Here is a 13,098-nt window from a genome sequence, read left to right as displayed (position 1 = left end):
CATTCCAAGTCCTGAGAAACAGAAGATCGCCTTGGCCAAACTCATTTGAATGGAACTGGCGGCCCGATCAGCGGCGTCTTCAATGGCCCGGCTGCCCCAATCGCAATCACGATCGCATTACCGAATGGGTTCAGAAATGGATTAGCGTCCCGCTTCCAGTTGTTCGTGATCCAAATATTTCCCGAGGGATCTATCTCAGCGCCCGTGATTCGTTCCAAGGCGTCGCTCCTGTAACCGGTGTCCGGCGAGATCGGATCTCCGACACGCAGGCCAGGCGGGCAATTGCGGATTGTGACGCCGCAGAAGCGGCTGATTCCTGTCGCAACATCAGTGGGAGTGCCGACCTTGGCGGCACCAAAGTTGAACACCCAGACCGTATCGTCTCCATCGACTGCGATCCCCCACGGGAGAACAAGGCCCCCGCCGGTGAAGGGCGAGCCAGGATAGGCTTGCCGGCTTTTGCCGCGGAACAGTGTGATGGAAGGATTGGTGGCAGCACCAAGTTGGGTTCGGGTCGGGCAAGGCGAATCGAGCCAATCGGAATTGGCCACCCAAATGTTCCCCTCGATGTCTGCAGCGTTCCCAACCGGATGACTGAGAACTGTTTTGCCTTCGTAGATACCCGGCACCGTGTCGATCAGCTCGCCACGCGGTGAGATAACCGACATCGTATTGCTGCGGTTGTTGGCGACCCAGAGATTGCCAAAGAGATCAATGGCAGCCCCGAACGGTTTCATCTGCGGATCGTCAGAGGCCGGCGGTGGCCCCAGAGGAATGTTGAATGCTCGATTAGGGTCTCCTCTCGGTATCATCGTGACCGAATCGTTCCCGCAGTTGGCGACCCAGATGTTCCCTTTGCGATCCGAGACCGTCCCTTGCGGCCACGAGATATTGCCTTGCGTGTACCCCTGGGGCGGTGAAACAGGACTGCCGTCCGGCCGAAACTCTGACACGCTGTTGTGTTGCGCCGCCTTGTCAGGTACTAACGCGCAAGGCGGATCCTGGAATCCAAAATTACTAACCCAGACATGACCATCAGGGTCGAGCGTAATGCCATACCCAGCGCCGCTCAGGCCGCCGCCAGTATACGGCGACCCGGGGAAGCTCTCTCCTCCGGGATAGAACTTCATCAGCGTCAAACCTGCGCAGGCGATATTGCCTGGCGCCTGGGGCACAGCATTGTCGTTCGCCCACGCGAAGCCCTTCTCGTCGATTGCGAAATTGCCCGGGCCGTTCATCAGATTATTGCTGTCCTGGGCGCTGTAAAAACCTCCAGTTATTTTCAAGAACAACAGCCAATTCGTCGGCCTGTGCGTTAGCGCAGGCTGGTAAACGGGATTTACCTCCGACAACAAAAACACCGGATCATCCGCATTTGAGGAATACCCGGGATAAGACGGATTCTTCACGATGTTCGCGATTGCCTGGAGCACGTTTTTTGGTCGCGGCCCGCGGGGCGGCGTGGCAGCTTCGAAGAGTTTTGCGCAATTATGAGAATCGGCTACGCAACTTGCCACCACATTGCTCAGCGAATGGAATGTCGCAAGGGTTGAGGTCTCGCTGCCGTTCGGAGAGGAGGCGAGTACAACACCAACCGCACCACTCTCGGGGTCGGCAAGATTGGCCGCCATGCGAACCGCATTGCTCACCCCATAGGTATTGCCTGTTATCTTCCGGCCGTCAACGAACTGCGCAAACGCGTTCCCGGTCGCAACCGTAGTACGCTCGTTCACGACAACCTTCCCGGGGGCGTTGGAAGCTACGCCGATTGCGCTTGCCAGCATCGCCGGGCCGCGCTCAGCCTGGAGGAACAGTAGCGCCTTTTTGTCTAACCCCGACGGTAACCAGTAACGGATCCGGAACTCTCCAGCGCTGTTGCTGGTATCTGAACCCAGAAGCAACCAGGACGGTCCGTGATCGGCGAAACTGGCGAAAAGCGAGACCTTGTAACCTGCCAATCCGTCATCGCCGCTCTCCACGCTGCCTTGAAGTGTCACGGCGCGATCCCAGCCTGATCCTCCGGCCGAGGCAGTCAACACCAAGCTGATCAACGCAGCGACTACAAGCAAGGTTTTTCGGGGCAAGCGATTGGAATACTTGCAAGGGGCTGCCATCAGTTTTTTCATCGCGCTACTCCTCTCTAGCTGTTCAGTTGCTCGGCCCTAACAAGCGCGCAGTTCTGCAACGAGTGCGTAGATGCACTCACACGTTTCAGCAAATACTAGGAACTCTCTGAGAACCTTCGGGTCAGTAAATCCTTCGTAGCCAATTCCTAACGAAAACCGTCAAGCACGACGGCGTTTACACAGAGTCGGACCATGGAATCTCCTGTCCACCATCCGGTGGAAAGCGACCTTGGATCAATCAAGCCTGGATTTGTATACGTTGTTGCGGGGCCCTGAATTCCAGCTATTTCGCCGCGGCCTCGCGGGGGAGAAAAATATAATAGGCTCTTTGCACGGAGAGTCAATAGAAAAAGATTGGCCGCCTCAGCGAAAAGATTTACAGCGGCGTATCGTCTCATGAGCCGGTTTGTCGGAAGGTATCGATTGTGGACGCAAGACCAACCGAAGTTGATCCTATGCTTCGGTCAACTGTCGATAACAGGGCAATGCACTCATTGAGTCGGTCAGCTCGGCATGAGCTTATTCCACAATAACGAGGACGGCCCCGGCTTCTACGGTCTGGTCTGTGGCCGCCGTAACCTTGACCACACGTCCCGCCTTCGGCGACCTCAACTCATTCTGCATCTTCATCGCCTCGATCACGACCAAGCCCTGCCGTTCATCCACCTCATCGCCCTCGCTGACAAGCACGCGGACCACGCGGCCCGGCATAGGGGCCTTCACCGCTCGCGGCCCGACGCCACTATCATTCGCTCCCCGCCGGCCCCGCAGGGAGCGCGGATCGTCCACGACGAATTCGTACCGTCTTCCAGCGATCACAATGGCATCTCCATCGAGAAGGCACCGGTACTGCCGCCCGTCCACGATCAGCGAGAGAATCCCCGGCTCTATCGTCTGCGCATCTACATCGATCGCCCGATCATCCACTGCGCATTGCAACCTGCCACCCGCAGCGCCGGCGGGCAACTCCACACGGCGCCGTCTGCCCGCAATCTCAAGCCACACCGTCATGCGCGAAGCCCCTCGCGCCGTCCCGTTGCCGTCCATCGACTCTCGGAAGCGGCAGCTGCCACCGGAATGTGTTCCTTCTGCCCTGCCATCAACAACGCCGCTGCCAGGGCGAGAACATCGTCCGGAACCTCATCTGCCGATTCCTCCTTCGAGGGAGAGGCCAGAAGCCGCTCCAGGTATCCGGTATCGATCTGTGCGGCGCGGAAGTCATCGTCGAGCAGAATACGCCGGAACAACCCTATGTTCGTCCGGATGCCACCGATGACGTATTCATCCAGCGCGCGCAGCATTCGCGCGATCGCTGCCTCGCGTGTCTCTCCGTAAGCAATCAGCTTCGACAGCATCGGGTCATACTCCAGCGGCACCGTCCAGCCTGCATAGACACCGCAGTCTTCCCGAATGCCCGGCCCTGAGGGCTGTACCAGCCGCGTAATCTTTCCCGGCGATGGAAGAAAATTATTCTCAGGATCCTCGGCATAGATGCGGCATTCAATCGCATGGCCGCGCAGCTGGATATCTTCCTGGCGTAGATGAAGCGGCTCTCCCATGGCGACGCGAAGCTGCATCTGGACAAGATCAAGTCCCGTAATCAACTCGGTCACGGGATGCTCAACCTGGAGCCGGGTATTCATCTCGAGGAAGTAGAAGTTCTCCTCGGCGTCCACAAGAAACTCGACAGTGCCCGCATTGACATACCCAGCCGAGAGCGCAAGTCGCACCGCCGCCTCACCCATCCTGCGACGCAGATCGGGACCGACGACCGCAGACGGAGCCTCCTCGATCACCTTCTGGTGCCGACGCTGCACCGAGCACTCCCTCTCTCCCAGATAGAGGCAGTTGCCATGAGTATCTGCGATCAGCTGGATCTCGATGTGCCGCGGACGCTCGATCAACTTCTCCAGATAGACCTCGCCGGAACCGAAGCTTCGTTCCGCCTCGCTGCTTGCGGCCGCATAGGCCGAGGCGAGTTCCTCTGCATGGAAGACAGCGCGCATGCCCTTGCCGCCACCGCCGGCCGCGGCCTTCAGCATCACCGGATACCCGATCTCCCCTGCAATCCGAAGAGCCTCATCCGCGGTTGCAAGCCCCGTCACACTGCCCGGGACGCGCGGCATCTGGGCCGCGTCGGCGGCCTGTCGCGCCTTTGTCTTCGAGCCCAGCGCTCGCATCGCGCTTGCCGGCGGGCCGATAAATGTAATCCCTGCTGCTACGCATGCCTCGGCAAATGATGCGTTCTCCGACAGAAACCCATAGCCAGGGTGAATGGCATCCGCCCCTGCTTTCCGCGCTGCTTCAAGAATCAGATCGGCGCACAGATAGCTCTCTGTCGCGGGCCCTGGACCCAGGCGATAGGCCTCATCTGCAAACGCAACGTGAAGCGCCGCCCGGTCAACGTCGGAATAAACCGCCACCGTCGGCAGACCCATCTCACGACAAGTCCGCATGACCCTGACAGCGATCTCCCCACGATTGGCAACCAGCACTTTTTTCATAAAGCCCGTAGGGCGGAATTCTATCGCACCACACCTGCCTTGAGCAGGGACAGGATCTCCTTCATTGGTCACCGTGCCGGTAGATCACCCGTCCTCCTCGGATTGTGTACATCACCTGCGTGAACGCTGCGGGATCTCCCAAAGCAGGATCGGCGGAAAGCACTGTGAGATCTCCATCCATCCCCTTTGCCACCGCGCCCTCATGCGCCGACACTCCGAGCCTCCGCGACGGAACCGTCGTCAGCATCGCGAGCACATCGCGATAAGACAGTCCCACCCGGCAAAGCTGCCTGTACTCCTCGCCGACATCGTAGTCCGTGAGAAAGCCCGTATCCGTGCCAAACATCAGCTCGCCGCCCATAGCGTGAAAACTCTTTACAATTGCGCGAATCTCCACAATATTGTTCGTGTCCGAGAAGAGCTTCAGCGTGGGCACCATCGTCATATGATGCTCCACAGCCTTCCTCAGCAGAGCGTCGTCAACGCCATTCACTGTATCCGGGGCATGCGCCAGCACATCCACCCCGCTCTCAATTGCCACCCGGATGCCTTCCGAGTTTGACGGATGCGCAAAGACGATCTGTTCATGGCGGTGGGCATCCTCGACTGCCCTGCGCGCCAGTGTCAAAGACATCGGCACCACCTCGCCACGCTCCACATACGAACCCGTAAAAAGCTTCACCACATCGGAGCCGCGAGCGCGATTGCGCTCGATCAACGCATCCACCTGAGCCTCGTCTTCCGGCTGTCCCAACTGCGCGCGAGCCTGCGGTGGAAGATCGGCCAGATAGAAGGGCAACGCATGCGGCGGAAAAAGCGGCCAGCCGGCCGTGTAGATGCGCGGCCCGAGCACCTCGCCGCTCTCCACACGCCGTCGCAGCGTCACTGTGTTCTGCGGGTCCGAGCCCGTATCGACGATGGAAGTAAATCCCGAGTGGGTCAGCATCGCCTGCATCTGTTCCGTCAGCCGGGCAGCGGGAGCATGGGCAGCATCCTGCCATTTCGGCTCGGTAAAGTGCACATGCGTATTCCAGAAGCCTGCGCAAACAACGCAGCCCTTGCATGGCAACACCGTCGCTCCCCTCGCCTTCACACGGTGTGTCGCCAGCTCCGTGATCTTTCCCGAGCGCACCACAACCGTCGCTCCGGTCAGCGGAGGAGCCTCCGGCGAGATGTAGACCTTCGCATCTTCGATCACCAGGTCCTGAGCCGCACATCTCCCAACCACCGAACACAAGAGCAGGATCAGAAAGAATCTCATTGCCGGGTGATACGCAGGTGCGCTGCAACAAGTTCGCTTCCGCAAAAAGAAGAGCCTCCCGGATCGGGAGGCTCTTCGCTCTTCGAAAGGAGATCAGCAGGCTACTGCATTGTGACGCCGCCCTGCGTCTTCTCTTCCTTCTTCTTCTCGTTCTCCTTGCGAGCTCCCATCGCCTTCTGGGCCCACTCGTCAGCCTTGGCCAGATCATCTTTGCGGGCATTCTCATCGCCGCACTCGATATCGGCCTTGCGGCGATAGGTCAGGTTGAGGTACTGCATGGCATCGTCGTAAGTCGTGTTGATCTGGACTGCCTTCTGCAGATACTGCATGCCTTCATCAATCAGCGGCGTATTCTGATCCTTCAGCTTCTGGCAGGTGGCCTTGCTCTTCTTCACGTTGCCATTGCCGTCATCTGTCAGGCCATCCGCAGCAAGAATCGTCTGGGCATTCTTGTATGCCTGAATCCAGTCCACGACGCCAATCGTGTAGTGCGCCTCTGCGTCGTTCGCATCCAGAGCGATGACCTTCTTCTGATACTCCTTGGCCTCCTCGAACTTCTTGGTATTGAAGTTGATGGAAGCGACCTGTTTGAGCGCCCCTACATCATTCGGATTGTTGGCCAGCACTGCCTGAAAGCCGTCGAGCGCTTTCTTTGCGAGGGCCAGGTTTTCAGGAGTATCGAGATTTGGAACGACCTGGTAGGAATACGCGGTCGCAAGGTAAAGCTTCGCGTCGGCGGAGTTGGGATCCAGGCTGATGGCACTCTGGAAATGGTTAACCGCTTCTTCATAGCGCGCGTTTTTGAAGGCTTGCACGCCTTTAACGAGCTGGTCGCGCGACTTTAGCTTATTGCATCCGGTAACCGTACTAAGCATCAGCGCCAGCAGAGCGGCCGTAACCGGAATCCGAGCGGTCAATTTCATGGGACGTGATATCTCCTTCAGATGGGCGCGTATTGTCTGTGGACGGTTCGATGAAACGAAAAATTGTGCTTGCCGATTGATTGTAATGGTATACCGCCCTCTGTGACCAGTGGCGGAAGTTCTATTCGTTACGATTCTTCGATATGTTGCCGATCTCAATCAAAAATTCTTGAAGGGCAGGCTCAGCGGTGGCCGCTTCAAATCATCGAGATCAAAATTACAACTGCAAAAGCAAACGAATCGGGCGGCCGCTCTTATAGCCGGACCGCCCGAATTGATTCCCTGGTGCGAGACCTGACTAAACTATTGTCCTGCTTCAACCCGCGGTGTGATCAGACCGATATTATCAACCCCGGCCTGATGGCCGAAATCAATCACTTCAGCAACCTTGCTGAAGTCCAGGTCCTTGTCACCCTTGACGAACATGACCTTCTCCTGGCGAGCGGAAAAGATCTCAACCAGCTTGGGCTCGATGTCCTGTTTATTGAAAGAGGTGTCGTTGATCTTGTATGAAGGAGCGCCCGCACCATTGGAGAGGACCTGCACCACGATCGTGCGATCGTTCGGCTGATCCTGCGTCTTTTCCTTCGGCGGCTGCGGAACCAGCGTGTCCAGCCCCTTCGGGGTTACCGGCACGATCACCATGAAGATAATCAGCAGTACCAGCAGTACGTCGATCAGCGGCGTCACGTTCATATCGGACATCGCTCCGCCGGTATTTCCACCACTCATTCCCATCGGATTCTCCTCGGAGCTACGACCTATTCAAATAGGCGCAGCTGGTTACTTCTTCTTCGTATTTATGTCAGCTTCTTCGCGCTTTTCCGTCAACAGGCCAAGCTGGCTCACGCCTGCCGCCCGAACTCCATCGACGGCGTCCATCACCTTGCCATAGTTGGCCCTGGCATCGGCGCGCATATAGACCTGCTTGGTGGTCTTGTTCTCGAGCTTCGCCGAAATCTTCGGTCCCAGGTCGTCCAGAGTTACCTGGTCTCCTCCAAGGAACGTTCGTCCATCCCGCGTCACCGCAATCGTGATCGCGTCTTCCTTGTTCGCGTCTTCCATCACCGTCGCCGAATCGGTCTTCGGAAGGTCGACGTTCACCTTGTTGTTCAGCATGGGGGTGATCACCATGAAGATAATTAGAAGCACCAGCATGACGTCCACCATCGGGGTCACGTTGATGTTGGAGTTGACCTTTTTTCCTTCTTCCCGCTTGCTGATTCCCATATGCCTGTGCTCCGTGCGGCTATGCCGTATTCACTCGTCCTGCAAGGGCCGTTCCCGTCGATCCTGCTGCGGGCCTCGCTTTGGGTTCTCCGGATGCCGTGGTTTTGGGCATCCGGAGAACCTTTGAGCTGTAACTCTCGCGGGATGCTCTCGGTTGTGCGTCTTCCATAGCGGAAAGGCTACAGCTTAGCGGTGGCTCTGCTTGATGAAGTAGTCCACCAGCTCGCTGGAGCTGTTGTCCATCTCCACGTCGAAGGCCTCGACCTTGCCGGTGAAGTAGTTGAAGGTCATAACGGCGGGGATGGCGACCAGAAGGCCGAACGCCGTCGTCACCAGGGCCTCAGAGATACCGCCGGCGACCGCGCCGATACCGGATGTCTTCTGCGTAGCGATCTGCTGGAAGGCGTTCAAGATACCAACGACGGTTCCGAACAGGCCGATAAACGGTGCCGTCGATCCGATCGTCGCCAGACCGCCCAGGCCGCGCTTCAGCTTGGCGTGAACGATCGCCTCCGAACGCTCAAGAGCGCGCTTGGAGCTCTCGATCTGCTGTTCGGTGATGGCGCCGCCGGAACCGAAGCTGCGGAACTCCTGCAGACCGGCGGTGACAACCTCAGCAAGGTGCGACTTCTTGGAGCGGTCGGCAACCTTGATCGCCTCGTCCAGACGGCCGTCCTTGAGGGCACCGGCGACCTTGGGGGCGAACTCACGCGACTGCTTGCGGGCCGCCGAGAAGTAAAGCGCGCGGTCGATGATCACGGCCAGCGACCAGATCGACATGATGAAGAGAAGAATGACGACTGCACGGGCGAGATTACCCATGTTGCCCCAGAGCTGCAGGGGGCTGAATCCAACCTGAGCCTCCTGGAAGAACAGCGCGAGCGAGGTGGGTACATGGGTTACGTTTGCGATATGAGCGAGAATCACAGAATATTCCTCCTGATTGGGAACTCTAAGCTTCGTATTTCAGAGTCGAACTCCCCAGACGTGTGATGCACTGAAGGAGAAGCGAGTAAGGTCGTTATCGTCTCGAGCCGCCCATTTGCGGGCGACCCGCATGAAGGAGTCTAGCCGCCAAAGTTGAAGTTCACAGTAATGGTGGTTTCTACCTCGGTAGCTTCGCCGTTCAGAACATACGGCTTATATTTCCAATTGCGCACCGCATCCAGCGCGGAGGCGCGCAGCATCTCCGGACCGCTGATCACCTGCAGGTTCTGGACGGTTCCAGTCTTGGAGATGATGGCGTGCAGGACAACTGCACCCGAGACGTGGGCCGCCTTGGCGATCGGAGGATAGATCGGCTTCGGCTGCGAGATTGCGTTACCGGCAACCACACCGCTCGAGACACGAATCGGGCCCTTTGGCTTCTCTACCTTGACTACAGGTGCGGGGGCGCTTCCAATGCCGCCCATCACGCCGCCAGGAACGCCGGAGCCGGAACCCATACCGCTCATACCGGCAACACCGGCCATCTGCGGAGGCGCGGCCTCCTCCTTCAACATCTTGATGTCCTTGGGGATCTTGGTCGGAGCGTGCAGACCCTGATCGATCTCCGAAACCATCTTGATCGGCTTAACCACCTGCGCCGGGGGCGGCGGGGGTGGAGGCGGCGGGGGTGGTGGCGGTGCCGTAAGCATGGCGGTCAACGCCGTCCTGGGCAGTGCCTCGGGATACAGCAGTGGGATCAGGATCAAAGTCCCAAGAATGGCGGCATTGAAAACAAAAGTGCCAATCATCCAGTACTTGGACTTCGTCTTGATCTTGCCGCCGGATTCCATCAATGAGTCTTCAAACATATCCAGCCTCGCGGAGAAGAGCTATTTGACTATAGACACCACGGCTTTTTGGTTTGTTCCCGGATTCTGGGTTCTTTTGATTCTTTTTTGAAATTATTTACGCCTTGACCCTTTTGCCCGTAGGCAGGGTCGCGGCCTTGCCCCGTTTCGAGCGCCATTCCTGGTACGCCACCAGCATCGGAGCCGCCACCGCGATCGACGAATACGTGCCGATCAGGATGCCAACCACCAGTGCGAAGGAAAATCCGTGAAGTACCTCGCCGCCAAACAGATACAAGCTCAGCACTGTCAGAAACGTCAGCCCTGAGGTCAATACGGTACGACTCAGGGTTTGATTGATCGATTTATTAACCACCGTGGCCAGCGAGTCACGTCGCGAACCCACAAGATTTTCCCGGATACGGTCGAAGACGACGATCGTGTCGTTCATCGAATAGCCGATCAGGGTCAGGATCGCCGCGATCACCGTAAGGGTAATCTCCTGATTCGTAAGGCTGAAGGCTCCGATCGTAATCAGGGTGTCGTGAAACACCGCCACAACCGCCGCCACGCCGTAGATCAGCTCGAATCGGAACCATAGATAGATCAGCATGCCGATCAGCGAGTACAGCGTCGCCAGCATCGCCTGGTTCTGCAGCTGCTTGCCTGCGGTCGGGCCTACGATCTCTACCTGCTCCACCGTGGCCTTGGAGTCGTGATAGTTGGCGGACAGCGCGTTCTCGACGGCCTGGCGCCCGGCATCATGCGCCTGGTCAGTCGCTGACGTGATCGGCAGTGCGATGATGACCTTGTTCGCCGCATGGCCGCTCGGATCGCTGACCCGCTGAATTCGCGCGTCATGGACCCCGGCCTTATTCATCGCCTGGCGAATGTGATCCTCATTCGGGGCCTGGTCGAACGCCACGCGGATCTGCGTTCCGCCCGTAAAGTCCACGCCTTTGGGAATGCCATGCCAGAACAGCATGCTCAACACTCCGGCTACGGAGAAGATCAGGGAGAATCCAAGGAAATACCACTTCTTCCCCAGCCAGTCGATGTTAGTGCTCTTGAAAAGTTCCACGATACCGTTCCTCTAAGCCTCAGGCTGCAGCCTCATCGTTCAGCTTCAGCTTTCCGCTTTCTAAACTTGTCATTCCTGCCGGAGTGAAGGGGGGTGGAGGAATCTGTTCTTCCACCACCCGACCCTTCGTCCTGCTAAATCGAAAGCGCTGCTCCGCGCTCCTTGTTCTTCAGGTGCGAATCGAAGATCACGCGAGAGACGAATACAGCCGTGAACAGGTTCGCCAAAAGGCCGAACGCCAGCGTCACCGCGAATCCGCGCACCGGCCCCGTCCCGAACACGAACAAAATCAGTGCCGAGACGATCGTCGTCACGTGCGTGTCGATAATGGTGACCCAGGCATGCGCAAAACCCTGCTGCACAGCTACTGCGGCCGACTTGCCAGCCCGCATCTCCTCGCGAATTCTCTCGAAGATCAGCACATTCGAGTCCACGCCCATACCGATCGTCAGAATCACGCCCGCGATTCCCGGCAGCGTAAGCACCGAGCCCGCGAATCCCATAAAGCCCAGCAGGATCACCAGGTTCAGAATCAGCGCGAGACACGCATTGATTCCCGCGCCGCGGTAGTAGATCAGCATGAAGATCATTACGGCCAGAAGCCCTACCACTGCCGCGATGACACCCTGCCGGATAGAAGCCGCGCCCAGGCTCGGCCCCACCGTGCGCGTCTCCAGGAACGAGATCGTCGCCGGCAGCGCTCCGGTCCGCAACATCAGCGAAAGATCGGCAGCCTGCTGCTTGGTAAATCCGCCCTCGATCTCGCCTCGGTCACGAATCGCCGAGTTGATGCTCGCCACCTCGCGCACCTTGTTGTCCAGCACAATCGCCATCGAACCCGGCGTCGCGCTCGTCGAGCTGTGCTCGCTGGTGTACTTGTAGAAACGGTCGCCCGCCTCGGTCGTCAGGTTGAAGGTGATATTCGGACGCCCGTTCTGGTCCGTCGAAGGCTGCGCGTCGCGGAAGTCCGTTCCTTCAACCTCGCTCACCCGCTTCAGCAGCCAGATCTGGTCGGGAGCGCCCGCCGAAACCGAGCCATGCATCAGCACCGAGTCCGCCGGAACCACGCCGCCGGTCGACTGCAGCGCCTCCTGATCCGTAGCGAATGGGCCGCCCGCTACGGCATGAATCTCCAGCTTCGCCGTCGACTGAATAATCTCTTCCACCCTCGCCGGGTCATCCAGGCCAGGCAGTTCCACCAGAATCTGGTTGTCGCCCAGGCCATACTTCTGGATCACCGGCTCGGTCACGCCCAGCTTGTCCACGCGTTCCCGAATCGTCTCGATCGAGGTCTCGACCGTGCGATTGGCAAGGTCGCGAGCCGCGGCCTGCTTCATCGTCAGCGTCGTCGAACCGTCCGCCCCCGAGGCAACATCGTATGCGCTGTAATTCGGGCCATTGAACACACCGCGCGCGTCGGTCAGCTTTCCGGCAGGAATTCCCGTAACCACGATCGTCTGCGGCCGTGAAGCATCGGTCCGCCCGGCGGATACGCCCGAAATGCCCGCAGTCGACAGGTCCGTCTGCAGCCTAACGGCATCCCGGTCTACCGAAGAGGCGACAGCCTCATCCACGTGGACCTCCAGCACCAGGTGGATTCCACCCTTCAGGTCCAGTCCCAGGTTGATGCGCCGGGCGATCGATTCCTTCAAACCGCCATGCGGGATACCCACGATGCCGTAGCAGAAGACCAGCAGCACCCCAATGATGAAAGCCGTTTTATAGGCCAGATTCTTTCCCATGATCTCTCTTCACTTCACAGCGCTTGCGGCCTCATAAACCTGCCGCACACGCCTTCTCTTCCCTTTAAATCTCTCTCGGAGTCGCGCTTCTAAGCTGCCGGTTCCTCGGTCGTAACCGCGGCAATCGCGCTCTTCACAAACTCCAGCTTCACGCCATCCGGCTGCACCCGCAAAATCAGCGAATCGTCCTTCACCGTCAGCACCGTGCCCCGGATTCCGCCATTGGTGGTCACGCGATCTCCGGACTTGATCTGCTCCAGCATCGCCTGCCACTTTTTTTGTTTCCTCTGATTCGGAACAATCATCAGAAAGTACAACACGACGAAGAACAGGATCGGCAGAGCCAGACCGCTCAAACTTCCCAGACCTCCCAGGCCGCTCGGCGCGCTCTGCAACCAGATTGCTGCTGACATCCAAGACTCCATTCCCTTACGAAGCTGACCTCAAAATTGCTGA

General features: G+C 58.4%; 12 protein-coding genes. All 12 read right to left on the bottom strand.

Annotation, left to right across the window (positions count from 1 at the left end; translation table 11 throughout):
• Positions 1–41 precede the first annotated feature (41 nt).
• The 12 genes from AC5S26_RS03800 to yajC all read right to left on the bottom strand — a co-directional run bounded on the left by AC5S26_RS03800 (position 42) and on the right by yajC (position 13,055).
• Complete coding sequence (locus AC5S26_RS03800) at positions 42–2,126, bottom strand: NHL repeat-containing protein (protein ID WP_494183519.1); 2,085 nt, start codon at positions 2,124–2,126, stop codon at positions 42–44.
• Positions 2,127–2,645: 519 nt separating this feature from the next.
• Positions 2,646–3,137 carry an acyl-CoA carboxylase biotin carboxyl carrier protein subunit gene (locus tag AC5S26_RS03795; RefSeq protein ID WP_494183518.1) on the bottom strand — a complete coding sequence of 164 codons (492 nt, stop codon included), beginning with the start codon at positions 3,135–3,137 and terminating at the stop codon, positions 2,646–2,648.
• A complete protein-coding gene (gene accC, locus AC5S26_RS03790; protein WP_494183517.1) occupies positions 3,134–4,630 on the bottom strand; it encodes an acetyl-CoA carboxylase biotin carboxylase subunit in 1,497 nt (498 codons plus the stop codon). Before accC ends, AC5S26_RS03795 begins: the two co-directional genes overlap by 4 nt.
• A gap of 61 nt (positions 4,631–4,691) precedes the next feature.
• A complete protein-coding gene (locus AC5S26_RS03785) occupies positions 4,692–5,891 on the bottom strand; it encodes an amidohydrolase family protein (RefSeq protein ID WP_494183516.1) in 1,200 nt (399 codons plus the stop codon).
• Positions 5,892–5,992: 101 nt separating this feature from the next.
• The gene (locus AC5S26_RS03780) at positions 5,993–6,814 is read right to left on the bottom strand and encodes a hypothetical protein (protein ID WP_494183515.1); all 822 of its coding nucleotides are present in this window, start codon (positions 6,812–6,814) and stop codon (positions 5,993–5,995) included.
• A gap of 303 nt (positions 6,815–7,117) precedes the next feature.
• Positions 7,118–7,552: an ExbD/TolR family protein gene (locus AC5S26_RS03775; protein ID WP_494183514.1), complete on the bottom strand. Its 435-nt coding sequence runs from the start codon at positions 7,550–7,552 to the stop codon at positions 7,118–7,120.
• A 45-nt stretch (positions 7,553–7,597) separates the two neighbouring features.
• The gene (locus AC5S26_RS03770; RefSeq protein WP_494183513.1) at positions 7,598–8,044 is read right to left on the bottom strand and encodes an ExbD/TolR family protein; all 447 of its coding nucleotides are present in this window, start codon (positions 8,042–8,044) and stop codon (positions 7,598–7,600) included.
• A 186-nt stretch (positions 8,045–8,230) separates the two neighbouring features.
• Entirely contained in the window at positions 8,231–8,971 is a 741-nt protein-coding gene (locus AC5S26_RS03765) for a MotA/TolQ/ExbB proton channel family protein (RefSeq protein ID WP_494183512.1), read from the bottom strand.
• 140 nt (positions 8,972–9,111) lie between these two features.
• Complete coding sequence (locus tag AC5S26_RS03760; protein WP_494183511.1) at positions 9,112–9,840, bottom strand: energy transducer TonB; 729 nt, start codon at positions 9,838–9,840, stop codon at positions 9,112–9,114.
• Positions 9,841–9,937: 97 nt separating this feature from the next.
• A complete protein-coding gene (gene secF, locus AC5S26_RS03755; RefSeq protein ID WP_494183510.1) occupies positions 9,938–10,900 on the bottom strand; it encodes a protein translocase subunit SecF in 963 nt (320 codons plus the stop codon).
• 134 nt (positions 10,901–11,034) lie between these two features.
• Positions 11,035–12,642 carry a protein translocase subunit SecD gene (secD, locus tag AC5S26_RS03750; protein WP_494183509.1) on the bottom strand — a complete coding sequence of 536 codons (1,608 nt, stop codon included), beginning with the start codon at positions 12,640–12,642 and terminating at the stop codon, positions 11,035–11,037.
• An 89-nt stretch (positions 12,643–12,731) separates the two neighbouring features.
• On the bottom strand, positions 12,732–13,055 hold the full coding sequence (gene yajC / locus AC5S26_RS03745; protein WP_494183508.1) for a preprotein translocase subunit YajC: 324 nt from the start codon (positions 13,053–13,055) through the stop codon (positions 12,732–12,734).
• Positions 13,056–13,098 lie beyond the last annotated feature (43 nt).

Source organism: Edaphobacter sp. FHG110511_03 (assembly GCF_059115365.1).
Note: the sequence above shows the minus strand (reverse complement) of the source record. Positions and strands in the feature narration are given on the sequence as shown.

Bases quoted from the DNA above. Each gene is read 5' to 3' on its own strand.
- AC5S26_RS03800 (WP_494183519.1), bottom strand. From the start codon at position 2,126: ATGAAAAAACTGATGGCAGCCCCTTGCAAGTATTCCAATCGCTTGCCC.
- AC5S26_RS03795 (WP_494183518.1), bottom strand. From the start codon at position 3,137: ATGACGGTGTGGCTTGAGATTGCGGGCAGACGGCGCCGTGTGGAGTTG.
- accC (WP_494183517.1), bottom strand. From the start codon at position 4,630: ATGAAAAAAGTGCTGGTTGCCAATCGTGGGGAGATCGCTGTCAGGGTC.
- AC5S26_RS03785 (WP_494183516.1), bottom strand. From the start codon at position 5,891: ATGAGATTCTTTCTGATCCTGCTCTTGTGTTCGGTGGTTGGGAGATGT.
- AC5S26_RS03780 (WP_494183515.1), bottom strand. From the start codon at position 6,814: ATGAAATTGACCGCTCGGATTCCGGTTACGGCCGCTCTGCTGGCGCTG.
- AC5S26_RS03775 (WP_494183514.1), bottom strand. From the start codon at position 7,552: ATGGGAATGAGTGGTGGAAATACCGGCGGAGCGATGTCCGATATGAAC.
- AC5S26_RS03770 (WP_494183513.1), bottom strand. From the start codon at position 8,044: ATGGGAATCAGCAAGCGGGAAGAAGGAAAAAAGGTCAACTCCAACATC.
- AC5S26_RS03760 (WP_494183511.1), bottom strand. From the start codon at position 9,840: ATGTTTGAAGACTCATTGATGGAATCCGGCGGCAAGATCAAGACGAAG.
- secD (WP_494183509.1), bottom strand. From the start codon at position 12,642: ATGGGAAAGAATCTGGCCTATAAAACGGCTTTCATCATTGGGGTGCTG.
- yajC (WP_494183508.1), bottom strand. From the start codon at position 13,055: ATGTCAGCAGCAATCTGGTTGCAGAGCGCGCCGAGCGGCCTGGGAGGT.